This window comes from Bacteroides sp. AF25-38AC, assembly GCF_003602995.1.
In the GTDB taxonomy this organism is placed as follows: domain Bacteria; phylum Bacteroidota; class Bacteroidia; order Bacteroidales; family Bacteroidaceae; genus Bacteroides; species Bacteroides uniformis.
Genome location: NZ_QTMD01000001.1, coordinates 37,801 through 58,985, shown reverse-complemented (window position 1 = coordinate 58,985; position 21,185 = coordinate 37,801). Strand labels below are relative to the sequence as shown.

Below are 21,185 nucleotides of genomic sequence, written 5' to 3'. Positions count from 1 at the left end.
AGGTCAACCGTCTTTAATCCCAATCTTGTGCGTCCGTTCTCACGTAGATGTTACGGTAAGCCGTATCAAATACGGGAATAGCGTCAGCCTGACCGATTGTAACCTCGCTCTTAGGCTCAATCGTGCCGTACTTCTTCACGACTGTATGGGCACGCACGGCTCTCAGAATTGTTTCTTCATTTTCCTGAAGAATGTCATACTGCGTGGAACCGAGTATTTCACTTTCTGACAAAATCATACGGCTGTTCTCAAACGGGTTGCCAGAAGTCTGTGAACCGTCTGAAAATTCACGGGTGATGGTTTGGTCGATAACACGCAGTTGAATACCGTTCAGCCATGCTTGTTTTGCGAGCATGGTATTTACAGCAGCCAAGTCAGGTGTTTGAGAGATACCGAGGGCGTTGGCGGCGAAAGAAGCGCACTGTTTAATAATTTGTTCCGCAGAACAGATTTTGTACAGTTCATCCAAATTGATGAAAGCGTACTTCAAGTTCAGGTTATGCTCCTTACCCAACTTCACGAATTTAGCAAGGTCGCCGATAATGTCAGCAGTTGACTTGCTGTTCCAATCAACGGATGATTTGGTTTTCATCTCATCATCCACGTCATAGTCAAGGTCAAATTCATTGGCATAGGTTGCGTTCGTGGTGGTTGTGAATTTAAGCACGCCAGCGTTTGAAGCAAGTTTCCATGCAATGTATTCTTCCTCAGACTGAACGCCGTTGAAACAGAAGTCAACATCATTGCCCCAATATTCAACAAGTTTGGTCGCATCTTCATCCTGAGCGAAAGCCAAAGCCGTTTGATAATCTTTGATTTCAGAACGTGAAAGTTCACGGCTGATAGAGATAAACGGAATATCTCCACGTGCGCTCTCGAATATCGGGCGGCGTTTACGCATGATAGTTCCGTTATCGGTATGCAGGTCGGCGGCGACATTCTTCTTTTCAAGCTGGTTCGTTAAGGTTTTCCAGTTGAAGCCGTTGACTTTCTTAACGGGGAAGTGTTTCCCGAAAAGGAAGCCCGAAGCGTCAGCCGAGTTCAGACGGGCTTGAACCATTTGTTCGGTCAAACCCTGAATCATTGTATTTACAATAGTTCCCATAAATTACTTACGATTAATAGTTTATGATACCTTTGAGGTGTTTCATCACGCATTCAGGAAGCGGGTTGCCCTTTGTCACGCCAATAAGCCAAGCGTCCGTGTCAAGGTTTGAGTTTTGCACGATGGGCTTGCCTGTTCCGACAAGTGAAAGCGGGGTGTATTTCAGTTTTGAGGTTTTCTCTGCCGATTCCGCTGCGGCTTCAATGATAAAGCCGCCTTTCTCAATCTTCACGCCGAGAGTGGTTCCGACCTTGATTGTGTCATGGGTTTTCTCTGTGGTTGTAATAGATGTGATAGCGTAAGCCTTGCCGCCCTCATCAGCCATGACGAAATCGCCTACTTTGAAATTGTGACCTTTATTTACTTTGATGTCAGTTGCGGTATCTGTCGCTTCTGCCGACAGAACGGCAATCTTCACAGCGTGGCAAATGCCGTTGTCGGGTGCGCTTAGTACTGCGCCCTCATTCAGAAAATCGCCGCCGAGTTCAGAAACCTTGACCGAAACACCGCCACGAATATCCGCTACTTTGTGCATAAAGACACGGGGGGTGCGGGTATCCTTACGTCTTTGAACTGTCATTCCCATTTTGGTAAATTTTGAATGTTAAACATTAGAACGGCTGACCGTCAGCGGGCTTGTTATCACGGTGTGATATAGCCTCTATTTGCTCTTTTGTCAGTTCGTTCCCTTGACTTGATGAACCGCCGTTCTGTGCGGCAGGTCTTCCGAAAACAGCCCCTTTTGCCCGTGTGTCATTGACAATGCCGTCCACTTCGGTAGTGATTTCGCCGACAAGCGTGTTGAACTGTTCATCGGTTAGACCGTCAACAGGTGTGCGCTCGTAAGCCTTACGTAGATTTTCAGGCAGTTTTTCAATGATTGTGGAAAGTTGTTGCTTGCGGGTTGCAGTTGTACGGTCTCCATCCATTTTGTTCAAACGCTCGGTTATCGTCTTGTTGCTTTCGATAAGAGCCTGTGCCCAAGCCGGAACTTGCTCGCCCCCTGCGGATTGTGTCTGAACGGTTTGCGTTCCTCCTTGCTGACCGCCCTGAGAGCCGCCCCCGTTATCAATCTTTTGCCCGTCTTTCAGACCGTATTTGGTTTCATAGGTTTGTACGGCTGTCTGTTGGGCTTCTGTCGCACGGCTGTCGCCGTAGCTTTCAATGATTTCGATGAACTCTTTTGTTACCCCTGCAATAGCAGTTGTTATTTGTTCATCTGTGGTTACAGTCTTGGCGAGTTTATCGGCAATCCTGTTCAATACATTTGCGTTGACCCCCGGAAATTTGGCTTTCAACGCCTCTAAAATCTTTTGTTTCATAATGAATGCTTTGTTTAACTGAAAAGTTTACGCAACAAAGGTATGCTTTATTTCTTAAAGTGATTACAATATACTCAGAAAAATAATGCTTTTTTCTTGTTTGTCTCAGTTTTTATGCTATAAAATATGCTTTTAGGCTATTTTGAGGCTGTTTTTAAGATAGTGGAGTTAAATACTACGGAAGTGGAGTTAAGTGGGGTTAAAAATAATCTGTCCAGTTAATTTTCATCCGAAAAAGTTGATTATTTCCAAAATACTTAACTTATATTTGCAACGTGATTAAGATATAATCACTTTTGAACCTCAAAAAACAGAAGATATGAAGACAACGAGTTTAGCATACAGCACAAGAGAAATCAACCGTAATTTCAGAATTAAGGTTTCAGGCGTTGACGGCAAGGGAAACAGAGTTCACAAGCTGGTTGGTGTTTCAGGGGCTATCGCTCTGATCGGCGTTGAAATGTTCAACAAACTTTTGAAGCGGGCTTTCAGCAGCGTTGAAGACAAATGCGTATGCAAACTCAGGAGAGGTATCAAATTTTCATTTTATATCAAATAATCAGGAGGAAAAGATTATGGCAATCAATTTTAGAAAACTGAACCGTCAGGTTCTCCCTTTCAAGCCCGAAACGAAACAAGGATTTATCTTCATCGCCACAGACGAACAAAAGGAAAGCGGTCTTTTCAGTATCGCAAAAGTTGGGAGCAAAAGAAGCCTTATGACTATTCTCGTTGATACTATCAATTTCGATGAAGACTTCAAACGCGAATTTTCAATCTGAACAGGAGGGCAGAATTATGAAAGACAATATGAGCAGTATTATCGAAGCGGCTTTTTGGGCGGGATTTGAACCAAGTTCAGATGACTTGACAGAAGCCGCCTTGTATGAGGAAGCAAAGGCATATTTAGAAAAATCAATTCAGTATTAACCCAAATAAAATTTTCAAGTATGGAAACAATGACAGTGACAAACGAAAAGACCCTGCAACAGGGTTTGAATGATGTTGTAATCAACAAGGTTCAAAAAATGATTGACGGCAAAGCCGTTGGAGTTCAGGCGACAATGGAACGCCTTATCAACGAGGGAAAGATATCGCAGGACTATATTGCCCCGATAGGCGTTAACCTGAGACAGAAAGACCACAGCCCCGTGATAACATTCAACGGCGGGGACGACAAGCTGGTAATGAACATGCCTGACGGTCAGTTCTCACTCCATGATAATGCCATAGGTCAGCTTGCCGACAGAATGGGAGTTCCGCAACGTTATCTCAGACAGCTTGCGCAAGGGGCTACATGGGCGAAAAGCCTTGCCGCAGAAATCCTGAACGAGCATAGCGGTTGGACGGAAAGAAGCCGTGTTCTTGTCAGAACCGTAGGGGAACAGGTTCGAGGCGTTCTCTCTGACAGTTATCGCCGTTTGAACAGTGTTGAAATCCTGACCGCCTTTGTTCAGGAAGCGGCAAAGCAAGGAGCGGTTATTTCGGACGCTTATATGAACGACACAAAGGTTTGGGCTGAAACAATCCTGCCACAGCCACTTGTTATCCCGACAGCGAAGAACGGCGATGTTATTATATTCGCTGGCGCACGCTTCTCAACTTCTGATTACGGGGACGGGGCGGTTGATATGCGGGCGTTTCTTTTGAACGGGGCTTGTCTCAATGGCATGGTTCGTGAAAGCGTGATGAAACAGGTTCACTTGGGTTCTAAACTGCCGGACAACCTGAAACTATCCAACAAAACGTATGAACTTGACACGAAGACCACAGTTTCAGCGGTCAAAGACTTGACAAAGGGACTGTTCAGCAAAGAGAACCTGATGAAGAAAGCCTACGAGATACAGGGGGCTTCCGAAATTGATGTTGACTTCGAGCATGAGTTGAAGAACCTGACGAAGAACGGAAGTCTTCTGAAACAGGAGGGGAAAGAGGTTGAAAAGATATTGATGCGCAATGACCCAGATGACGGCGTTCAGGGCGGTTCAACCCTTTGGAAACTCACTCAGGCAATCACGGCTCACGCCCGTGAACTGACACCCGAAAGAAGCCGTGAACTACATGAAATTTCAGGGGCACTTCTCAACCGAGTGAAATTACAAGCATAAATTAACAATCTCCCGTGAACCCGTCAAAAGCGGGTTTGCGGGCTTAAAAATAGACTGCAATGAAAAAGACAGATTTGACATTTATCGGTATTGACTGTTGGGACAGACCCGTTTACAGAGACACCAACGGCAAATTATGGAAAGACATTACGCTTGGGAGCGATACGCCTGAATTATATTCAGCTTGCAATAATGACTTTGAGGGAGAACCTGATATGCCTATTGAAATGACTTATCCCGATTTTGAATAGTTGACATGATGTTTAACCACGCCCGACAGAGAGCCGTAAAAGCCCTGTGTCGGGTTTAATAACTGAGAAACAACGATGACAGACGAAAAGAAATTTGAGTTCAATGAAGATATTGAAAATGATTGTTTAATGACATGGAAGAACGCTCGGACTTTGGGACGTTATAAGGCTCTCTGTAATGAACGTGATTCGGTTGACGTGAAGAAATACGATTGCTTCTTCGCTTTCGGTAATGAATCATTCGCAAGGGGTATGAAAGGAATACGCCCTTTGAATGACGGGGAGAAGATTTACAGTTTCGGCGCAGGGGGCTATGGTACAAAAGACGGTATAGAACGCCTGTTCAAGTTTTACGAAGACATGGAAGCCCGAATAAAGAATGAATGTGACCCGCAGGAGGTTTATTGCTATGAATACAATAACCATGAATGTTGCATTGCCTTTGACGGGGATATAGAAGCTATCAGGCTTGTTGCCGGGATATGGGGTGTAGAGACAGCGAAAACAATCAAACGGAGGTCGGCTTTTTATAGGGTTGAAGAACTTTTCAATTGAAAAATCAATGTTTTCTACGAGATAATATATGTTTTCTCGTAGAAAACTCTGTTTAATTAGTGTTTTCTACGCAAGAAACCCCTAAAGGAGAGGAAAGAAAAGAATATAGAAAAAAATACTACTAACGTAGTATAAAAAAAGACCCTGACGGGTCAGGCGCACACGCCGTTTTTTGGAGGGGTTCGCCTGACACAAGGTTTGGGGCGTTAAACAGAAAAAGACTATGGCGAAAGAGCAAAAGACGATTTACCGGGTTCAGTTCAAAGAACCGCCATTGAACGATGACGAAAGAATAGAGTTTTTCTTCACGTCACTTGCGGCGATTTATGATGTCTTCACGGCAGAACAAATCGGCTGTAAGGTCAATCGCTTGTACAACATCGGTCTGCCTGACGGTACGCCGTATGACGGGAAACGTTGCCTGATAACTCAGGAGGCGATTCACAGTAAGGCGCAAAAAAGCCCGTTCACAGGCTGATGATGAAAACAAGCCCAAATAAGCCGATTTAAGACGTGATTTTAGGTTGGATTATAAACTTACGAGATTAGCTGTGAAAATTCAACAGCGGGGCTAAAAACGGGTAAATCGGGGTTGTTTGTGATTATAGTGTAATCATGCTGTTCGTCTTACCCGTTTGAGGCTTTAAAAAATATTCGCTTTTTTTGCGAACTCTCAGGAAAAGAACTTATCTTTGCCGCAGAAAAAGAACTGAATATGGAAATAATCTTCAACGAAGAATATCTTCGGGAAATGTATAATACCGGGCGAACGGATAAGAAACACCGTTTTCAGCCTCAAATTATACGGAAATATATTCGTGTGATAGATTTGATGCGGGACACTTCAAATGTCTTGGGGTTAATGCGATACAACGCATTGAATTACGAGAAATTGAAAGACGATAAAGCGGGTCTTTCTTCTGTGAGAGTGAATGACCAATATCGCATTGAATTCGAGGAACATACCAAAGACGGGGAAACCGTTGCCACGATATGCAATATAACAGATTTGTCAAACCATTATAAATGATTGATTATGATAACAATACCGGGAGTTGACCCAAAAATGATTGCTAACAATCTTGAACCTGCGTTTCCCACGCATCCGGGGGAAATCTTGAAAGAAGAAATCGAATACAGGGGGATTTCTCAACGCAAGTTGGCAGAACGGATGGGCATAGGCTATTCTGTTCTGAATGAGATATTGAACGCCCGCCGACCTGTCACTGAAAAAACAGCGATGATGTTCGAGGCTGCGCTGGGGGTTGAAGCTGAACCGTTGATGCGTCTTCAAATGAGATACAATGTGCGTATCGCCCAAAAAGACAAATCTTTCATGCAGCGTTTGGATAATATCCGCAAAATTGCCGCCGTTCTTTAGTGGCGTTGCGATTGCGCCCGAATGCCGGGCGATAATTTAAAACGTGAAGACTTACACCAATTTGGAAAGTAAAGCGTTTGTACGTCAAATTCGGAGAAAATAACTTAACAAATCAGAGTATGGAAACAGTTTTTGATTATAACATAACAGACAAAGAGCGTGAAGACATCGGAATATCTGACAAGGAGCGTTATTTGGCTATTGTGGGGGAAGATACTGCATATTTAGACCTTGCCACCCTTTTTCATACCCGAGGGGATAATAACAGGATGGCAAGGTACGCTGATAAACTTCCGCTTGATATGAAGTTGGATTTTTATCGGACGGTTACGCACCCTTGATTATTCTTAGTGTTTCTGCAAATTCACTTGAAGACATTCTGAGATTTTTAACAAGTTCTTTTGCTGTTTTCAAGTCATATTTACTTTTCGTTTGAACAAACTTCACGATTTCCTCGTGGATTTCTTCATACGGGGTTTTCAGAATGATGTCTTTGAAATGGGCGTGCGCTTCTGCTTGTGTGACGTTTATATGCTTCAATAGGTTTTGAAAATTAGAAACGAAACGCCCATAACCATAACCCCGTTCAATGATTTCTTTAGCGTTGACCGCCTTTCCTCCGAGGCTTTTCACAAAGTCACGGTATGAATGACGTGCGCAGAACTGATTGATAGTTTCCATTGAACGGCTTCTTAAATCAGTTTTGTTTCTCAGGTTTTTCCAACCGACAGCTTGCGCATGGCGTATTTCATGCCATAGGCTTTCAAGGGCGTATTCTTGTTTGAATGTCATATCAACACCCGTTGATATGGCTTTTAAAGCCCCCTTGACTTCTTCAAGCGGGTTGAATATCTCGCCGCTGACAAGTCTGAATTCCCGGTTAGCAATCTTGATTGTGTTCCCCGCCATGTTATAAGCCCCTGTGGAGTTCAGATAAGACCGGGAGTTTGCCATAAAGAAACTTACGCCTTTAGCCCGTGTTATCACGACATCTGTCAACCCGCCGAGGAATAAATCGGGGTTGTTCTGGGCAAAGGTCTTAATCGTGTTCTGAACCTCTTTGCCCGTGATATAGTTTGGGTCTTTGAGTTTCAGAAAGGCTTCTTTCAGGTTCTCAATAAGCCCCGCATCCTGACCGCCTTTCAGTGTCCCCATGTTCTGAATGAACCTTTCAGGAATAAACTTCACGTTATCACGGATGAAGTACGGAACAGATGACATACGTTTCGCCCGGTCTTCATTATCAGCAAGCCATTGTTTGAAATTATCGGGTACATCTTTGACCTCGTTCTTGCTTCCTTGAACGGGTTCTTCTCCCGCCATAATACGGCGGTTGTCCTCTGCCATTTCTTCCTCGGTCTTCAATACTGTTTCGGCATGACAGCGGCAATGTGGATGCCACCCTGTGAACTTGAACGTTTTCGGGTAAAGCCCTTTCAGTTCATCGCAAATGTCCCTGAACGCAACGCCGTTCAAAGTGTGGTTATTACTCAGCTTGATTTCAATTCCGACAACGAAATCAAGGTCTTGCCAGCGGGTATAGTCTGCCGTGCGATAAGCGATGTTCGTTTCTGTGGCGGCGAGGCGGCGGGCGTTCTTGAATGAAGAACGGTAAACGCCCTGACCGGGATGAAAAGCCGCCGCACGCTTGGATAGCTGCAAAACCCCGTGTTCATCCCTGACACGTCTGAACAGTTTGTCGGGGAATTTAAGGTATTGACGCAGTTCTTTTGTCATGTCCTCGGCAGATACGCCGTTTCTCAAACTGACATCAAGCCCGAGTTCTATTTCCTCCTTGAACTGGTTCGTATAGTTCCATACGCGGTCTGATAGGTTCAGCCCGTTTGTCTTTCTCTGAATGAACGCTTCACGGGCTTCATCGTTCGTGGAGAAATAACGGCGGTATTGAGCCTGAGAGAGTTTTCCCACGTTATCCCCGAAGACCTGACGGGTGAGTTCGTTGTTCTTGTTGTTTGATAGCGTCCAAGCGGAGTTTATGCCGTTGACTATCGCCGCCGACAACCCGCTTTTTAGCCCCGACAACAGCTTTTCTATTCTTTTGCGTGTAATTGGATAGTCGCTGAAAGAAAAAAGCCTGTCGGGGTTAAAATCGCTTATGGTCGCACCGATACGTGCGGCTTCCTTGACAGCAGCCTCGTAAATCTGTTCTATGCGTTTGTCAAGGGCTGACAGGTCTTTCAGGTGTTGACGTTCCCATTTATTCAACCTTGCCATTGTTTACCTCCCGTTTGATGAAGTGTTCGCACTGAGGGGCTGAGAGAAAGCGACAGAACTTGCCTCCCGTGTAGAACGGGCAACGGCACATGAACGGTTTCCCGTTTGCTCCTATCTCATGCCAATCATAGCTGTGCCCGCAGTCACGGCATTGAAATTTCGGTTGTTCTTCGGTTTTTGGCGGTTGTCTTCTTCTTGATATAGCCATAATCTCCCCCTTTCTTGTTATTCAGTCATTTCAAGGTTATCGTACATTTCCTCTTCCTTGATTTCTTTTAGCGTCTTGTCAACGTCATCAGATTGCCCGTAACGCTCAATGGATTCACGCTGAGACATAAGAGGCTTGCCACCGTTGGCTGTCATCAGGTTGTTGATGTCATCCTTTTCATCCGATATTGTGAACGGGGTAATGATGATTTCAGCTTTCAGAGCGTCAATGTCGGCGGCGTAGCTTTCCCCGAAAACAATCTTTGCGTAAGCCTTGATAACGTTTATTTCACGGTCGAAGAACTCAATCAGCGGTCCTTTTTCATCGTTGACTTTCAGTTGTGCGTCAATGAACAGTTGTTTCCGGCTCTCTCCTGACAAGGCGACTTGCGACATCTTCTCGTAAGACCAATCAGGGAGTTGAAGCATTGTGAAATAGAGGTTTCTCAACTCTGAGACGTGGAATTTCAGGTTCTCAACGGCTTGTTGCCAAGTGACATACTGCGCCGTTGAGCCTTTCGGGTATTGCATGACGGCACGGGCTTCCTTATCAGGGCTTTTTTCATCGCCGTAACTTATCGCTTCATCAGCGAAGACACAGAACAGTGGCTTTGAGTTCTCACGGATGTAATTACCGTTACGGCTCAAAGACCATTCAATTTCGTAAACGGTATCTGACGTGAATTCCCAAATCGGGAAAGGACGGCAGGCGTAAATTGCGGGGATTTTCAAAAGCGTTATATCTTCATTCTCAATCTCCTGCCATGAACCGCTTTCAGAAGACCATTTGATGTGCTTGTTTGCCGTGTATGCGTCAAAGAACTTCACGTTCTTTCTCCCTTTCTTCCTTTGATAGCCGACTGACATTGCTATCATGTCGCCGTATTCATCAAAAAGGGGGTATAGGTCATCGCCGAGCATGGGGGAGAACGTGCGACAACGGATTTTCAGGGGGCTTTTTCTTCCGTAAAGCGTGTTGTTCTGTTCAAGGGCGTACCATAACGTCATAATCTCGCAGCCGGCAAAGAACCTGTTCGCACGGTCTATGTCAACGCTGTCGATGCGGTTCTTGTCGAGGACGCTTGTGATGAATGTCGCCACTTCTTTCTGTTTGTCGTTCTCAGGCTTGAACACACGCTTGACAGGTATAGCCGTAACCAGCTCTGTCATTCTCTTTGATGCGAGTTTCTGAAAGCCGAGCGCAATGCGGGTCACGGGCTGAATCCCGTCTTCGTTCACGATGTCGGGGTATTTCTGTCTATCCATGACGGGATGAAACTTCGGGTTATACTCCATTTCAAGCCCTTTTCTGCCGCCCCAAACAGGGACGTTCACGGTCTTTTCACTCAGGGCGGCTATCTTCTGTTCTGCCGTCATGTCCGAATTTAAAATTTCTTCGATTGTCATTTTTGATATTTTTTGAATTGAACATTCTGTTTGTTATCTCCGTATCATTTTCGCAATTCTGTTCACGTTGATAGGTTTCGCATACCGAACGGGATAGAACGTGTTAGCCAAAGCGTCAAACTTATCAGGGCTTCGCCCGAGGCGTTCTTTGATGTCTTCTTTCGGCTCAATATAAAGTTTGCCGTTAGACTTTACCGAGAACTTTATTTCCGTGGCTTCTTCGTCAAACTTGTCATCCGGAGGCAGCATGGCTCCCGTGTTGTTTCTTGGATTCAGCCAATCACGGACAGCCCAAAACAGATAAGCACGCATATTGAAGAACTTGTTTTGCCCCGTGATGTCACTCAGTTCACGCCCGTTAGGGGTCTTTGCGCTCTCTGAATACTTGCAACTCAGGATATAATGGGGTTCGTCTTCAAGTTCAACGCAGCGGCTATAAACGCCCGCACCCTCTCCGATTGTGTCAATGCTGACGTAAAGACCGATGTTCTGTCGGCGGGCAACCATGATTTTACCAGCCACTTTCATGTGGTCTGCCACGCCGCCTGAATTGTGTGTGTCAAAGGAAGCCACCCAGTTGTCACGGCGAAGAACATAGCACGTTGCGTCACGCCCCATGCCCGCCACGTCAACACCGAGAATATTGAGGTCAGCCCGAAGCGGTTCACGCCCTTTGGCTTGTTTCCAACGTTCATGCGCTTCTTCAAGCCATTGACGGGGGATAAGCGTGTCTTCATCGACTTTCGGGAACAGACCGAGGACTTTCTTTCTGAACAGGTCTTCCGGACGATACCATTGCCCCTCGAACTCAAAGTCATCCATTTCTGATATGATTTCATCAGGGGATATTTTCTCACACCAATTTTCAAGTTTATCCAACACCCAATCGTAATCAACCTGACCGGGGATAATAATCTTCTTGCTCGCGATATTCGGGGCTGTCAGGCTGTTCAGACGGTATTTGTGCCAACGGTCGCCTTTCTGAGACTTGGCGGCATAACCTACCGTCTTGTTTGGGTTGAAGACAAGAAGGATACGGCTGTCGCCCTGCAGGTTTCCCTCTATGGCGGCAAACGTGTCATCCCCGATACCTGTTGCCTCGGTTACGACAAACATCGTGTGAACCGCATGAAAGCCTGACCACGCTTCATGGTTGTGTTCATCAGCCTTGAAGCCCGTCAGAAACCATTCATCGTTGTTTGTTCTTATGTCATAGGCGTTCAGTTTTCCGATAAGTTCAACGCCACGGGCTTTGGCTCTGTTGAAAAGGCGGCTTATCTCAGGCATCATAATGTTTTTTACTTGACGGTCTGTTGGAGCAGTCAAAGCGACCTTGGTGTTTTCAATAAGTTCAATTTCTCCCAAACTGTTCTTTCTCCAACGAGGTGTGAGATACAAGAAACAGATAGCGGCACAAGCCGCCACGAAGTCTTTTCCACGGGCTGTACCCGATGCAACCGATGTTCGCCTGTTGTATTGAACGCTTGACAGTATTTCTTGCTGTTCTTTGTCAAGGGTCACTCCGAGGGCTTCACGGACAAACCTGTTCCAGTCTGCCCGCCATAGGTTCATCAGTTCAAGACCTTTCTTGCGGAGAATATCTTTATTCTGTTTCTTCATTGAGTTATTTTTTGCTGATTCGCCCTGTGCCGGGCTTTCGTTTTCAAATGGTAACTTTATACGAGTGAATGATTTTAGAGCCACATTCGGGCGCAATCGGTGTTATTCTGCTTCGTCCTGCGTTTCGGGTTCATCCAACAAGCCGCTTTCAATCAGCAGAGAGGCGAAAGATACATTTCCGTTGATGTCTTTCTTTTCGGGAGCGTAAAGACCAAGCAGCTTACGCCGTTCTTCAAGTTGTTTCCTGATTTCGGCGATATATGACGGGTCTCCGAGCATGATAACCTCTGTTTCCGTCCTTTCTGTCTGATATGTCCTGATTGAAGTCTGCCCCGTCTCGTTGTCACGGGCGGGAGAGCCTTTCTGCTTGCGTTGTGTCTTGTTGTAATCAGTCTTTGACTTTTCCCACTGTTCCCATAGTTCCCGGCAGGTTTCGTCAATGCGTTCAAGTTCAAGCGTCAGAGCAGCGTCCATATCTTCAATTCTGTTTTCCCGCCATTCGTCAAGAAGCGTCTGCACGTCTTTGTGAACCGTGGCGAGAGAATAAGAAGACAGTTCAAGCCGCTTCACGACTTCTGATTGAATTTTTCTGAGGCTGTAACCCCGCTTGTACATTCCCGCCACGATTTCGAGACGGGCTTGTTTCAGTTGGTTTCTTTTCTTTTCCTGTGCCTTGCTCATAGTTCTTTTGTCATTGAAAGAAAGTTCAGATAAAAGTCAAGGTTGCAGCTTGACAGTTCGATGTATGTTCGCCCGAACTCAGGAAACGTATGAACGGCAAAGTGGCTCTCGGAAAGCAGCCATAAAGCCGTGTAACCTTGTGGGCTGAAATGATGTTCCGTGCAACTCAGAACATTGAAACCCGCTTTACGGAGAAGTTCGTCAAACATTCCCCGCAGTGCTTTCGGGTCGGTCTCTTTGACCCATTGGGCGTGATTCCAGATTTTTGCTTGCATGGTCTTATTCATTTTCAGTTGTTTCACTCTCAGAAGAAGTTTCAGTGGCTTCAAACTGAACCATGTCTTCTTCTGTGTACTCAATTTTCGGGTATTCTTTCTTTATGTCTTTCGGGTTGCCTTTGAAGAACACGAGAATGTGCTGGTGCGTCTTTGCGACCTTTCTTGTCTCCATATACCGGGCGGCTCTCAGGGCTGTTGAAGCGGTTTGTTCAACAAGGATGATTTCATTATACAGAAGAACGCCCGCTTCTTTGAATATCCGCTTGATGTCGCCGCAGAAGTCATAATAAAAGCCCGTCTTCCGGTCACGGACATCGCCCACACAGATAACGGCGAAACGGTTATTTTTCAGACAGCCGACAGCCGCCGTGAAAGCGTTCTTCAATATCTGAATGAAGTCTTCATAGCTGTCCTGATTGCTTGCGTCATTCGGGAGGTCTGAATACTTTTCAAGGTCAAAATATGGGGGACAACTGAACAGCAGGTCTTGGCTCTCGGGGTTGATGTGCTTTGCCACATTCTGACCGTCATCGCAAATATAGCGGGCTGTCATTTCAGCCACACGCTCGTTGTTCAGGCTCGCTTGCTGTTCTCTCAGTTCAATGCCCGTGAATTGGTTGCCGAGATAAGCAGAAACAAAGCCGAAAACGCTATCGCCCGCGAAACAGTCAAACGTCTGACAGTTCTTGAACCCAAACCAACGGCAGACGATTTCAGCCATAACGGGGTCAAGGATAGAAACGCCCTGAGCAACGATTTTCGACTGTTCCCGTTCAAGCTCTTCTTTCGGAACGTACTTTTCGATGTACTCTTTGAATGAAATGCCAAGTTCTTTCCTGTGTTCACGGGTTCTTTGATACAAGTCTTTGTACTTGATTTCAAGGCTTGTCACAAGCGTATCATTACGGCTTTCTCCCATATCCCCGATGATGTCGTACCACTTCTTCTTGCGGTCTTGCCAATAGCCTTTACGGGTGTCAAGGATAGAGAACGGGGGAACGACAAAGCGGTCAAACAATGATGATTCGGGTGCGCTGTTCGGCAGGGAAGAAGAACTGTTCCCGCTTTCGCTATTTGATTTGTCTTCCCACAGGTCTAAGCCCCAATCAACAAGTTCTTCCGTGTCCCATTCATTGGCGAGAGCGTCCATGTCCCACTCTCCATAACCCACGTTGTCTTTGATGATGAACTCCCGCTGTTCTGCGTCTGTCAGTTCAGAAGCCTTGATAACATGGGCTGTTGGTCTGTCAAGCCACTTTTCCCAATGACTGCGTAAAAGGTCTCGTTCTGCTTCTGTCTTCTGTGCGTATCCTGAACATTCCCCAAGCCGGGTGTTTATTTCAGCGGGAGACATTTCAGCGATAGCAGACAAAGCCCGAAGACGCATATTCCCACCAAGAACCGTGAACGTGTTGTCAACGACTATCGGGCGAAGTTCAAGCATCTTCGGGAGAATTAGAATAGACCTAATCAACTTTTCAAACTTGTCATTCTTGATTGTACGGGGATTCGCCCCGTTAACCTGAATCTGTGAAAGATGAATCGTTTCTGTTTTCATACTCTTTTTTTGCTTAGTGATTACATTGTACGCACAAAAATATGAAAAAGTGAGTATAAAGTAATCACTTTTAGACAAAAAAGGGGCTTTTTAAGGGGCAAAATCATTCAAAATGGCTGATTTCATCAAATCAAGGGTCTTTTTCTTGTACAAGTCATCAGGCGTTGTTCTGAACACACGCCAGCCCATAAGTGTAGCCGTATTATACTTCTCAATGTCTCCGAGAAAACCTTTTGGGGAAGTGTGCCGCCCGCCCGTCCATACACCGCCCTCAACTTCAAGGGCGATTTTGTGTTCAGGCACGGCGTAATCAAACCGCCACTTCCTGACGGGGTGAAATTTGAACTCTTTTACACAATCTACTTTTAAATCGGTCTTACAAATAACCGTGAAAACGTCACGAAGGGGCGGTTTTGCCGCCGTCTGTCGGCTTTTCTTTGTTTTTGCGATACTTTTATCAGCTTTCATGTTTTAATGTGATTTTTGGGGCTTGTTTAAAGGCAAGGAAAACAGAAAGGGGATTGCTCCCCTTTGTCTGTGTTTATTCTCATTTCATCAGAATGGCAGGTCATCCGTATTTTCCACAGCTTGCGCCCCGTCAAAGGTTGAACCGACATTCATCTGTGGGGCGGCTTTCTTCACAAGCGGTCTCATGCCGCCGATAATCGGGAGGGCTTGCCTCTGTTCTTCTGATAAGGCTTCGTATATCTCCTTGTCAAGTGACTGTTTGATACAGTGTGTTTCTTTATACTGCGGGTTCTCCATTTCTATGGCTGTTAGGTTCAGATAAACGCCTTTTTCCCCGACATAAAGCCCGCTGTCATCAACCGGGATGACAAGACAGCGTTTTGTTTCCGTGCGCCCTTTGAAGTTTGTTATGAACGCCCCTTTCAGTTTCAAAAGGTCTTCTTTGATTGAAAAATTACCCATAATTTCTTGTTTTTTATTCGATTAAATATCCGTTTTCTGTAATAAGTTCACTTCATTTGCGTTCAGGCTCTCAGGCTTAATGATAGCCTTTTTTCTTCGGGTTGCTCCGGGTTCTGAGCCAATAGGGTTTCCGTTGCCAGTGCTTCCGGGGATGCAGCCGTTCCCTATATGGAGGGTAGGGGTCACGCTCTGCTGGTTCAGAACAGATTTTATAATCTTCAAGGCTTATTTTTTTCAGTTCATATTCCAAGCTGCGTTCAATAACTTGCTCCATCAGACATTCAGCCCCGAGCCTTGATATTTGTTCGATAGCCCGTTCAATCTCAGCGATAGACATTCCTAAAGATTCCTGAGCGTTTATCAAAGCCTCTTTTAACTCTTTTACCGCTTCATCAAGGAGACCCAACTTTTCTTGAAGACGGTCACAAACGTCATTCAGGCTGTTTCCCATAAGTCAGCCCTCCTTTTCGTAAGCCCATCCGAGAAGACGGTCAAAGGGAAGCCCTATGCGATGATGCGTGTCTTTTTTTGAAAGACAGAAATCCCCGTCATCGTCAACCTCTCCGTCCGTGCATCCTCTGTAAATTTGCCCGTTATTGAAGACGAATAATGCCGTGCGGTTGCTGTCAATGCCGCCGATGTCTTCCGGGTCTCTCAATGTATAACGCTGACCGTTTGAAAGCGTTATTTTACACCGTGTCACGTTTTTCATACTTGTTTCTCCTTTTTTGTTTCTTGTGTGTCAGATGTTGTTCTGTCCTCGTATGAAAGCGTGATACCCGTCAGAACCCCGTTATCGTCACGTTTGAACAGAGCACGTTCAAGGTATATGCCTCCCTGCTCGAACTGTCTGTTAGAGGCTTCAAGAAAGCCCCTGACTTCTTCAATGTTGATTTTCCTGCCCATTGTTACACATTGTTTGAACCTTGACATTTTCTGTTGCTTTTCCAACCCTCTTTTGATAACTGTATTGAACATCGCCCGTTCTGTTTGTGAAGTAAACGTAACGGTCATTGTCACGGAAACGATAAACCGTGATACCGTCAACCGTGAACAGTTTTTCAACGGGGTATGATTGGTTAGAACTCGCCTTGACTTCTTCAACTTGTTTTGATTCGCACGCTGTCAGGGCTAAGAGTGCGATTGAAATGATAATAATCTTTTTCATTTTGTTGGTATTTTAGTGTTAAACACATCTTTGAGCCACTGTTTATATGAACTTATCGGCTTACCGTAGAAAGCCATATTAGCTTTGTAATTCTCATACATCTGTTTGCGAAAATCCGCAGGGATTTGTTTTTTCTGTTTTCTCATTTTCATTTTCAATTCTTTTTATGTTTCACATCTATCCAAGCCGTAACGATTGCGCAAAAAAAGTTTATCACGCTTATTCCTGCCAATATTTTTGCAAGCCACAATATTTCTGCATCATAAGCCAGTAAACACGCAATCAACGAGAGCCAAAATGTTATTTCCTCAAATTGATAATTCTTCATTTTTCGTTATTTTTTAAGTGAATAAATTCAGTTGTACGGGTCTGTTTTTGACCGTTCTTTCATATATCGGGCAGCGGTTTCTATAAAAGCATGAACCACTCTTAGCGGCTGAGAACCTTTCATCCCAAAGCCGCTTGTATTCTTCTGTTCCCATTTCGGCTTCTGTGTTCAGAAACTGAACCAGCTTTATACAGAAGAAGCCCCGTTCTTCTTGCTTCTCATCGTGAAGCGTTGTCAGTCCGTTTCCTCTTGGTCTCATGGTCTCAACTGTTTAAGAAGTCTTTCAAGACCCCGCCCGTCCTTTATGCTTTTTCCTGTCGCCCATCCGCTGTACGGAAAGAACGTCACTGATTGTCCTTTGTGAATGAACTGTATCTGAGTGTTGTCACGTTGAACAATCTCAAAGCCGAGTTCCTGAATGCGACTGACAGCATGTTCAATGCGTGTGGGTTCAAGCCGTTTTTGCCTTTCAATGTCTAATCTTGCCATAACTTCGGGTTCTGTCTTTCGTGGATAATTCTTTGAACTCTCTCTATTTCGTCATCAATGACCCGTTCAAGTCTCTTGCTTTCTGTCAGGGCTGAACTTGTCTTTGTTTTGAAGTATTCTTGCTGCTTTTCTCTCATTCGGACAACAGCGTCAAAAAATTCTTTCGGCTTCATGTCAATACCGGAATTTAGTGAAGTGAATAATTGCAAGTTCTTTATGAACTCTACCATCATCATCTAACTTTTGCTTACATATATCCCTGTCAAACCATTCAATAAAATCAATAGGATTTAAACCATCATTGCGAGCAATATCATCAATGTTTATTCCTTTGTCGTTATCCAATGTAACATCATAGCAATAATGGTATTTGTTGTCATCATCATACCACTCAGTTCTATAAAATACAACTTTCTGAATACCAACACTGTGTTTCACAGTCAGTCTTGTTATTTCAATTTGTGGGCTTCTGTATGGTTTTCCCGACCATTGTCTGACAGAGAGAACTGCCTTGCCTTGTTGAACCTCTGTGATGCGTTTCAGCCATAGTGGATAGTTTGCCCGTATGGTGTGTATTTTCAAGCCTGAGAAACATTCGCTCGTACACATGGCATGGTTACGTTTCTTGCATTTTGAACAGGTCTGTCCGCTTAGGAAAGCTGCTCTGAATTTTGTCGGTTCTCCCGCTCGCTTGTGCCATGTCGGGAAAACCTGTGAGAGTGTGATTACATACGTTTTCATATCTATTTTCTGTTAAATGGTTAAAACGGGCATTCTTCATCGGAGGGCTGAAAGTCATCCCAGTTGAATTGAGAGGCTTCAAAGGCTTCCTGTTCACGCCGCTTGATTTCTTCCTGTAAATGGTTGCTGTTGTCCCAAACGGGTTCTGTTCCGTTGACAAAGGGGCTGTAACGCCCGTTGTTCAGGTTATATTTGAACAGAGCCATGCCGCACTCTCCGAGGTGTCTGAACTTCACTTTCTTCACGTAGATTTCAACCGTGTTTTCAAGTCGGTTTCTGTGAACGACAATACCGAAATCAGCCTTGTTGTAGAAGTTAGCCGAGCCGCTGATGTCATAAAGTGTCGGTATCTCAGGCTCGCCGTCTTTGTTCTTCTGCATCTTTGTTGGGTGCGCCATAAGGATGACCAACACATCGTGCTGCTGTGCGAAGTTTGTCAGTTTGTCAAGCAGCCTTGATATGTATTTAGTCTCGTTCTTGCCCTCGCTTTCATCTTCAAGCCTGTTATATGGGTCAATAACGAGAACTTTAATCCCCTTGCGTCTGACAAGGAATTTCGCCCTTTCGAGAATAGCGTCAACCCTGAAATCGCTTTTCGGGGATATGAAGAAGAAATTTGTTTCAAGGTGTTGTTTCACTTGTTTGTACTCCCCGTAGGTCAAGTGTTCTTTGTCAAACTGTTTGCCCGTGAACTTCTCAATCAGTTTTGAGGCGTGATATTCCAGCGGGGCGTTCTCCGGGCTGAAATAAGCGAAACGCCAGCCGTAGCGGATATTCAATCGTTCTGCAATTTCGTCAATAAATTCAGACTTACCCGAACTCGGAACGCCCGTGATGATACACAGACGCTTTGTTTCAAAAGAACACAATCGGTCGAAGTTGTCATGCCCGATTGTTACCCCTTTCTGCAAGCCATGCTCAAACAGAGCGTCAAGGGATTGTTCAAAGTCTGACAGCGTGAAAACGCCCTCAATCTTTATCTCGGGAGCGTCAGCGATACATTTCAGAAGACTTTCACGCCCGTACTTCTGCAAGTGTTCGTTAGCGTCCTTGCATCCGTCCCCGTATTCAATTATCCGGCAACGTTCAGCCCCGAAACGCCTTATCAGTTCTTCTTTCAGAACAACGCCTTTCGTGTCCGTGTCGGATGCGATGTATATTGTCTCTTTGTCATCAAAGTATTCTTCGAGATAATCATCAAGGTAGTCAAGGTTTGAGTTAGCCCCGTTCGGAACGCTCACAACATCTGTCCGTCCGCATTCAAAGAATGACAGAGCGTCCATTTCGCCCTCTGTGATGATACATTCTTTCGTACCTTTGATGTTGTCAATCCCGTATGGGAGAAGTTCTGCGCCTGAACAGAGTTTGAAACATTTGTCTCCCGTTCTGAATTTCGTGTTGACAAGTTCCCCGTTATGGTAGTAGTTGAACTGAACCGTATTCGCTTTGCCTTTCTTCTGTGGCATCCATTCAAGCCCCTCGGTTACTTTCATCGCCGTCAGGGTCTTTTCGCTGATGCCACGCCCTTTGAACCATTCAAGGGCTTTCCCAGAGATTGAAGAACAGTCCTGACGTGGGGCGGGTTTCTTGTAAACGGGTTTCTCGCGGCGTATGGGGGCGGCGTTGCGCCACGGGCGGTCTTCTTTTTCCCAAGGCTCTTTTTCCGCTGCACAGCCCGAGAAGCCGCAGTAATGACAATTGAACTCGCCTGTTTCAAGGTTGATAGAAAGACTTTTGTCACGTTTGTCGTGACGCTGGTCATGGCACTGTGGGCAGAAAACCTTTCTGTTCCCTGAACGCCCGTATGGGGCTTTTATCCCGTATTTTTCCCAATTTATGCTCATAATAAAATCCAAGTGTTTGATGATGAATCCCAAGCGTGTCTGTCAGACGGACGTGGCGGGGCTGTAGGAGGTATTATTGCCTTGCCTGAACCGTATGTCCTTCGCCCTGAGTTGTCATAGAACTCGCCGACACCGAGTTGAACCTTTGTGACTTTTGAACCGTTCTGAACGCCGCTGCCTTTATCGTTGTCGTAGTTGCCCTCTTGAACCTTTATCCAGTTTGAACCGTTCTCAAAAATCCAATCGAATGTCGCCGTCCACGCCCTTTTGTTGGATTGCCGCCCGGTCAGGAAGTCGGAAGCCTGAACACGCTTGAAGATGTCTTCTGCGGTCTGTATCCAAGTCTCACGGCTTTTGCCCCATTCGTCACAACGGCATTTTATTTTTGTTCGCCTGTTGTCATTGAGTTTTTGAACTTTCGGCAGAGAAACACAGATTGAGTTCCACAAGGCGCATATATCCTGATAAGGATATTTTTCTTTGCTCTCCTTTTCTTTACTTTCCTCTCCTTTAGGGGTTTCTTGCGTAGAAAACCGTTCTTCATCCTGTGTTTTCTCGGAAGGAACTTTCTGTTCAGGCTGTTTCTTGTCTTCAAAACAGGGTTTTGACGGGAGGTTGGTGTTACGGGTTCTGTAAACATCTGAAAGGTTTCTGACAAAATTCGCAATCCATAAAACATGATGTTCGTTCCATAGCTCAATGTCAATTTTGTTTAGATTTATCAAGACGTTGATAATGTCTTTCGCCTTTTCCTCTGTGACACGTGTTTTGGCAAGAAGATACTCCCAATTTGAAGCGTTTGAACAATCATAGAAATGCCCCTCACTTTCCCCGAGAATTTCAAGGAGTTTGAACCAAAACGCATATCCGTCATTCCCGAACTTATTTTCAAGGATGAAAATCGTGCGCCCGCCCTTGACGAAGTGCGGGAAATAATCAACGGTTTGTTTTTTCGGTCTTGCCATAGCCTGATGGAT

Annotated in this window: 34 protein-coding genes; 10 read left to right on the top strand and 24 right to left on the bottom strand. The window is 45.2% G+C overall.

Annotation, left to right across the window (positions count from 1 at the left end; all coding sequences use genetic code 11):
- Positions 1-13: 13 nt before the first annotated feature.
- From DWY55_RS00360 to DWY55_RS00350, 3 genes are read right to left on the bottom strand one after another with little or no spacing between them, the layout of a single operon-like run.
- Entirely contained in the window at positions 14-1,105 is a 1,092-nt protein-coding gene (locus DWY55_RS00360; RefSeq protein WP_007565006.1) for a hypothetical protein, read from the bottom strand.
- 13 nt (positions 1,106-1,118) lie between these two features.
- Positions 1,119-1,691 carry a hypothetical protein gene (locus DWY55_RS00355; RefSeq protein WP_007565007.1) on the bottom strand — a complete coding sequence of 191 codons (573 nt, stop codon included), beginning with the start codon at positions 1,689-1,691 and terminating at the stop codon, positions 1,119-1,121.
- Positions 1,692-1,716: 25 nt separating this feature from the next.
- Positions 1,717-2,427, bottom strand: coding sequence for a hypothetical protein (locus DWY55_RS00350; protein WP_120177939.1), 711 nt, complete (start codon positions 2,425-2,427; stop codon positions 1,717-1,719).
- Positions 2,428-2,746: 319 nt separating this feature from the next.
- Here DWY55_RS00350 and DWY55_RS00345 point away from each other — a divergent pair, with 319 nt between their 5' ends.
- From DWY55_RS00345 to DWY55_RS00305, 10 genes are all read left to right on the top strand, one after another.
- On the top strand, positions 2,747-2,986 hold the full coding sequence (locus tag DWY55_RS00345) for a ribosomal large subunit pseudouridine synthase B (RefSeq protein WP_120177938.1): 240 nt from the start codon (positions 2,747-2,749) through the stop codon (positions 2,984-2,986).
- A 16-nt stretch (positions 2,987-3,002) separates the two neighbouring features.
- Entirely contained in the window at positions 3,003-3,209 is a 207-nt protein-coding gene (locus tag DWY55_RS00340) for a hypothetical protein (protein ID WP_120177937.1), read from the top strand.
- Between the two features lie 16 nt (positions 3,210-3,225).
- Positions 3,226-3,357, top strand: a complete 132-nt coding sequence (locus DWY55_RS22490) for a hypothetical protein (RefSeq protein ID WP_270369211.1) — start codon at positions 3,226-3,228, stop codon at positions 3,355-3,357.
- Positions 3,358-3,377: 20 nt separating this feature from the next.
- Positions 3,378-4,535, top strand: coding sequence for a hypothetical protein (locus tag DWY55_RS00335; RefSeq protein WP_120177936.1), 1,158 nt, complete (start codon positions 3,378-3,380; stop codon positions 4,533-4,535).
- A gap of 59 nt (positions 4,536-4,594) precedes the next feature.
- Positions 4,595-4,786, top strand: coding sequence for a hypothetical protein (locus tag DWY55_RS00330; protein ID WP_007565019.1), 192 nt, complete (start codon positions 4,595-4,597; stop codon positions 4,784-4,786).
- A gap of 129 nt (positions 4,787-4,915) precedes the next feature.
- Positions 4,916-5,341 carry a hypothetical protein gene (locus DWY55_RS00325; RefSeq protein WP_133303478.1) on the top strand — a complete coding sequence of 142 codons (426 nt, stop codon included), beginning with the start codon at positions 4,916-4,918 and terminating at the stop codon, positions 5,339-5,341.
- A gap of 223 nt (positions 5,342-5,564) precedes the next feature.
- A complete protein-coding gene (locus DWY55_RS00320; RefSeq protein WP_120177935.1) occupies positions 5,565-5,819 on the top strand; it encodes a hypothetical protein in 255 nt (84 codons plus the stop codon).
- 237 nt (positions 5,820-6,056) lie between these two features.
- Positions 6,057-6,371 (top strand): type II toxin-antitoxin system RelE/ParE family toxin, encoded by a 315-nt coding sequence (locus DWY55_RS00315; RefSeq protein ID WP_038607017.1) that lies wholly within the window; start codon positions 6,057-6,059, stop codon positions 6,369-6,371.
- Between the two features lie 6 nt (positions 6,372-6,377).
- Positions 6,378-6,722: a HigA family addiction module antitoxin gene (locus DWY55_RS00310; RefSeq protein WP_007565027.1), complete on the top strand. Its 345-nt coding sequence runs from the start codon at positions 6,378-6,380 to the stop codon at positions 6,720-6,722.
- Positions 6,723-6,841: 119 nt separating this feature from the next.
- Positions 6,842-7,063, top strand: coding sequence for a hypothetical protein (locus DWY55_RS00305; protein ID WP_122132180.1), 222 nt, complete (start codon positions 6,842-6,844; stop codon positions 7,061-7,063).
- Here the strand turns inward: DWY55_RS00305 and DWY55_RS00300 are convergent.
- The 21 genes from DWY55_RS00300 to DWY55_RS00210 form a co-directional block, all read right to left on the bottom strand.
- Positions 7,050-8,957 carry a hypothetical protein gene (locus tag DWY55_RS00300; RefSeq protein ID WP_133303477.1) on the bottom strand — a complete coding sequence of 636 codons (1,908 nt, stop codon included), beginning with the start codon at positions 8,955-8,957 and terminating at the stop codon, positions 7,050-7,052. The genes DWY55_RS00305 and DWY55_RS00300 overlap by 14 nt on opposite strands.
- The gene (locus DWY55_RS00295) at positions 8,941-9,165 is read right to left on the bottom strand and encodes a hypothetical protein (protein WP_007565033.1); all 225 of its coding nucleotides are present in this window, start codon (positions 9,163-9,165) and stop codon (positions 8,941-8,943) included. Before DWY55_RS00295 ends, DWY55_RS00300 begins: the two co-directional genes overlap by 17 nt.
- 17 nt (positions 9,166-9,182) lie before the next feature.
- Complete coding sequence (locus DWY55_RS00290; protein ID WP_120177932.1) at positions 9,183-10,571, bottom strand: phage portal protein; 1,389 nt, start codon at positions 10,569-10,571, stop codon at positions 9,183-9,185.
- Between the two features lie 33 nt (positions 10,572-10,604).
- Positions 10,605-12,191 carry a hypothetical protein gene (locus DWY55_RS00285; RefSeq protein ID WP_243633615.1) on the bottom strand — a complete coding sequence of 529 codons (1,587 nt, stop codon included), beginning with the start codon at positions 12,189-12,191 and terminating at the stop codon, positions 10,605-10,607.
- A 102-nt stretch (positions 12,192-12,293) separates the two neighbouring features.
- Positions 12,294-12,872, bottom strand: a complete 579-nt coding sequence (locus tag DWY55_RS00280; RefSeq protein ID WP_007565040.1) for a hypothetical protein — start codon at positions 12,870-12,872, stop codon at positions 12,294-12,296.
- Positions 12,869-13,147 (bottom strand): S-adenosylmethionine decarboxylase family protein, encoded by a 279-nt coding sequence (locus DWY55_RS00275; RefSeq protein WP_240058943.1) that lies wholly within the window; start codon positions 13,145-13,147, stop codon positions 12,869-12,871. Before DWY55_RS00275 ends, DWY55_RS00280 begins: the two co-directional genes overlap by 4 nt.
- A 4-nt stretch (positions 13,148-13,151) precedes the next feature.
- On the bottom strand, positions 13,152-14,708 hold the full coding sequence (locus tag DWY55_RS00270) for a DNA methyltransferase (protein WP_120177930.1): 1,557 nt from the start codon (positions 14,706-14,708) through the stop codon (positions 13,152-13,154).
- A gap of 90 nt (positions 14,709-14,798) precedes the next feature.
- Positions 14,799-15,176, bottom strand: coding sequence for a hypothetical protein (locus tag DWY55_RS00265; protein WP_120177929.1), 378 nt, complete (start codon positions 15,174-15,176; stop codon positions 14,799-14,801).
- Positions 15,177-15,263: 87 nt separating this feature from the next.
- Positions 15,264-15,638, bottom strand: coding sequence for a hypothetical protein (locus DWY55_RS00260; protein ID WP_007565048.1), 375 nt, complete (start codon positions 15,636-15,638; stop codon positions 15,264-15,266).
- Positions 15,639-15,714: 76 nt separating this feature from the next.
- Positions 15,715-16,089, bottom strand: a complete 375-nt coding sequence (locus DWY55_RS00255; protein WP_007565050.1) for a hypothetical protein — start codon at positions 16,087-16,089, stop codon at positions 15,715-15,717.
- A 3-nt stretch (positions 16,090-16,092) separates the two neighbouring features.
- Positions 16,093-16,350, bottom strand: coding sequence for a hypothetical protein (locus DWY55_RS00250; RefSeq protein ID WP_007565052.1), 258 nt, complete (start codon positions 16,348-16,350; stop codon positions 16,093-16,095).
- A complete protein-coding gene (locus DWY55_RS00245; protein ID WP_120177928.1) occupies positions 16,347-16,544 on the bottom strand; it encodes a hypothetical protein in 198 nt (65 codons plus the stop codon). The genes DWY55_RS00250 and DWY55_RS00245 overlap by 4 nt, the downstream gene beginning before the upstream one ends.
- Positions 16,522-16,806, bottom strand: coding sequence for a DUF4884 domain-containing protein (locus tag DWY55_RS00240; RefSeq protein ID WP_120177927.1), 285 nt, complete (start codon positions 16,804-16,806; stop codon positions 16,522-16,524). Before DWY55_RS00240 ends, DWY55_RS00245 begins: the two co-directional genes overlap by 23 nt.
- Positions 16,803-16,958, bottom strand: a complete 156-nt coding sequence (locus DWY55_RS21895; protein WP_165859498.1) for a hypothetical protein — start codon at positions 16,956-16,958, stop codon at positions 16,803-16,805. Before DWY55_RS21895 ends, DWY55_RS00240 begins: the two co-directional genes overlap by 4 nt.
- Before the next feature lie 2 nt (positions 16,959-16,960).
- Positions 16,961-17,134 (bottom strand): hypothetical protein, encoded by a 174-nt coding sequence (locus DWY55_RS21890; protein WP_157232647.1) that lies wholly within the window; start codon positions 17,132-17,134, stop codon positions 16,961-16,963.
- Positions 17,135-17,147: 13 nt separating this feature from the next.
- Positions 17,148-17,393 carry a hypothetical protein gene (locus tag DWY55_RS00235; protein WP_120177926.1) on the bottom strand — a complete coding sequence of 82 codons (246 nt, stop codon included), beginning with the start codon at positions 17,391-17,393 and terminating at the stop codon, positions 17,148-17,150.
- On the bottom strand, positions 17,390-17,623 hold the full coding sequence (locus DWY55_RS00230) for a hypothetical protein (RefSeq protein WP_120177925.1): 234 nt from the start codon (positions 17,621-17,623) through the stop codon (positions 17,390-17,392). The genes DWY55_RS00235 and DWY55_RS00230 overlap by 4 nt, the downstream gene beginning before the upstream one ends.
- On the bottom strand, positions 17,611-17,796 hold the full coding sequence (locus tag DWY55_RS00225; protein ID WP_120177924.1) for a hypothetical protein: 186 nt from the start codon (positions 17,794-17,796) through the stop codon (positions 17,611-17,613). Before DWY55_RS00225 ends, DWY55_RS00230 begins: the two co-directional genes overlap by 13 nt.
- A gap of 1 nt (position 17,797) precedes the next feature.
- On the bottom strand, positions 17,798-18,364 hold the full coding sequence (locus tag DWY55_RS00220) for a hypothetical protein (protein WP_120177923.1): 567 nt from the start codon (positions 18,362-18,364) through the stop codon (positions 17,798-17,800).
- A gap of 20 nt (positions 18,365-18,384) precedes the next feature.
- A complete protein-coding gene (locus DWY55_RS00215) occupies positions 18,385-20,208 on the bottom strand; it encodes a bifunctional DNA primase/helicase (protein ID WP_120177922.1) in 1,824 nt (607 codons plus the stop codon).
- On the bottom strand, positions 20,205-21,173 hold the full coding sequence (locus DWY55_RS00210) for a DUF4373 domain-containing protein (RefSeq protein WP_120177921.1): 969 nt from the start codon (positions 21,171-21,173) through the stop codon (positions 20,205-20,207). Before DWY55_RS00210 ends, DWY55_RS00215 begins: the two co-directional genes overlap by 4 nt.
- Between the last annotated feature and the right edge of the window lie 12 nt (positions 21,174-21,185).

What these genes read in the sequence shown, in the direction of transcription:
- DWY55_RS00360 (WP_007565006.1), bottom strand. Translation starts at nt 1,105, where the DNA reads ATGGGAACTATTGTAAATACAATGATTCAGGGTTTGACCGAACAAATG.
- DWY55_RS00355 (WP_007565007.1), bottom strand. Translation starts at nt 1,691, where the DNA reads ATGGGAATGACAGTTCAAAGACGTAAGGATACCCGCACCCCCCGTGTC.
- DWY55_RS00350 (WP_120177939.1), bottom strand. Translation starts at nt 2,427, where the DNA reads ATGAAACAAAAGATTTTAGAGGCGTTGAAAGCCAAATTTCCGGGGGTC.
- DWY55_RS00345 (WP_120177938.1), top strand. Translation starts at nt 2,747, where the DNA reads ATGAAGACAACGAGTTTAGCATACAGCACAAGAGAAATCAACCGTAAT.
- DWY55_RS00340 (WP_120177937.1), top strand. Translation starts at nt 3,003, where the DNA reads ATGGCAATCAATTTTAGAAAACTGAACCGTCAGGTTCTCCCTTTCAAG.
- DWY55_RS22490 (WP_270369211.1), top strand. Translation starts at nt 3,226, where the DNA reads ATGAAAGACAATATGAGCAGTATTATCGAAGCGGCTTTTTGGGCGGGA.
- DWY55_RS00335 (WP_120177936.1), top strand. Translation starts at nt 3,378, where the DNA reads ATGGAAACAATGACAGTGACAAACGAAAAGACCCTGCAACAGGGTTTG.
- DWY55_RS00330 (WP_007565019.1), top strand. Translation starts at nt 4,595, where the DNA reads ATGAAAAAGACAGATTTGACATTTATCGGTATTGACTGTTGGGACAGA.
- DWY55_RS00325 (WP_133303478.1), top strand. Translation starts at nt 4,916, where the DNA reads ATGACATGGAAGAACGCTCGGACTTTGGGACGTTATAAGGCTCTCTGT.
- DWY55_RS00320 (WP_120177935.1), top strand. Translation starts at nt 5,565, where the DNA reads ATGGCGAAAGAGCAAAAGACGATTTACCGGGTTCAGTTCAAAGAACCG.
- DWY55_RS00315 (WP_038607017.1), top strand. Translation starts at nt 6,057, where the DNA reads ATGGAAATAATCTTCAACGAAGAATATCTTCGGGAAATGTATAATACC.
- DWY55_RS00310 (WP_007565027.1), top strand. Translation starts at nt 6,378, where the DNA reads ATGATAACAATACCGGGAGTTGACCCAAAAATGATTGCTAACAATCTT.
- DWY55_RS00305 (WP_122132180.1), top strand. Translation starts at nt 6,842, where the DNA reads ATGGAAACAGTTTTTGATTATAACATAACAGACAAAGAGCGTGAAGAC.
- DWY55_RS00300 (WP_133303477.1), bottom strand. Translation starts at nt 8,957, where the DNA reads ATGGCAAGGTTGAATAAATGGGAACGTCAACACCTGAAAGACCTGTCA.
- DWY55_RS00295 (WP_007565033.1), bottom strand. Translation starts at nt 9,165, where the DNA reads ATGGCTATATCAAGAAGAAGACAACCGCCAAAAACCGAAGAACAACCG.
- DWY55_RS00290 (WP_120177932.1), bottom strand. Translation starts at nt 10,571, where the DNA reads ATGACAATCGAAGAAATTTTAAATTCGGACATGACGGCAGAACAGAAG.
- DWY55_RS00285 (WP_243633615.1), bottom strand. Translation starts at nt 12,191, where the DNA reads ATGAAGAAACAGAATAAAGATATTCTCCGCAAGAAAGGTCTTGAACTG.
- DWY55_RS00280 (WP_007565040.1), bottom strand. Translation starts at nt 12,872, where the DNA reads ATGAGCAAGGCACAGGAAAAGAAAAGAAACCAACTGAAACAAGCCCGT.
- DWY55_RS00275 (WP_240058943.1), bottom strand. Translation starts at nt 13,147, where the DNA reads ATGCAAGCAAAAATCTGGAATCACGCCCAATGGGTCAAAGAGACCGAC.
- DWY55_RS00270 (WP_120177930.1), bottom strand. Translation starts at nt 14,708, where the DNA reads ATGAAAACAGAAACGATTCATCTTTCACAGATTCAGGTTAACGGGGCG.
- DWY55_RS00265 (WP_120177929.1), bottom strand. Translation starts at nt 15,176, where the DNA reads ATGAAAGCTGATAAAAGTATCGCAAAAACAAAGAAAAGCCGACAGACG.
- DWY55_RS00260 (WP_007565048.1), bottom strand. Translation starts at nt 15,638, where the DNA reads ATGGGTAATTTTTCAATCAAAGAAGACCTTTTGAAACTGAAAGGGGCG.
- DWY55_RS00255 (WP_007565050.1), bottom strand. Translation starts at nt 16,089, where the DNA reads ATGGGAAACAGCCTGAATGACGTTTGTGACCGTCTTCAAGAAAAGTTG.
- DWY55_RS00250 (WP_007565052.1), bottom strand. Translation starts at nt 16,350, where the DNA reads ATGAAAAACGTGACACGGTGTAAAATAACGCTTTCAAACGGTCAGCGT.
- DWY55_RS00245 (WP_120177928.1), bottom strand. Translation starts at nt 16,544, where the DNA reads ATGGGCAGGAAAATCAACATTGAAGAAGTCAGGGGCTTTCTTGAAGCC.
- DWY55_RS00240 (WP_120177927.1), bottom strand. Translation starts at nt 16,806, where the DNA reads ATGAAAAAGATTATTATCATTTCAATCGCACTCTTAGCCCTGACAGCG.
- DWY55_RS21895 (WP_165859498.1), bottom strand. Translation starts at nt 16,958, where the DNA reads ATGAAAATGAGAAAACAGAAAAAACAAATCCCTGCGGATTTTCGCAAA.
- DWY55_RS21890 (WP_157232647.1), bottom strand. Translation starts at nt 17,134, where the DNA reads ATGAAGAATTATCAATTTGAGGAAATAACATTTTGGCTCTCGTTGATT.
- DWY55_RS00235 (WP_120177926.1), bottom strand. Translation starts at nt 17,393, where the DNA reads ATGAGACCAAGAGGAAACGGACTGACAACGCTTCACGATGAGAAGCAA.
- DWY55_RS00230 (WP_120177925.1), bottom strand. Translation starts at nt 17,623, where the DNA reads ATGGCAAGATTAGACATTGAAAGGCAAAAACGGCTTGAACCCACACGC.
- DWY55_RS00225 (WP_120177924.1), bottom strand. Translation starts at nt 17,796, where the DNA reads ATGAAGCCGAAAGAATTTTTTGACGCTGTTGTCCGAATGAGAGAAAAG.
- DWY55_RS00220 (WP_120177923.1), bottom strand. Translation starts at nt 18,364, where the DNA reads ATGAAAACGTATGTAATCACACTCTCACAGGTTTTCCCGACATGGCAC.
- DWY55_RS00215 (WP_120177922.1), bottom strand. Translation starts at nt 20,208, where the DNA reads ATGAGCATAAATTGGGAAAAATACGGGATAAAAGCCCCATACGGGCGT.
- DWY55_RS00210 (WP_120177921.1), bottom strand. Translation starts at nt 21,173, where the DNA reads ATGGCAAGACCGAAAAAACAAACCGTTGATTATTTCCCGCACTTCGTC.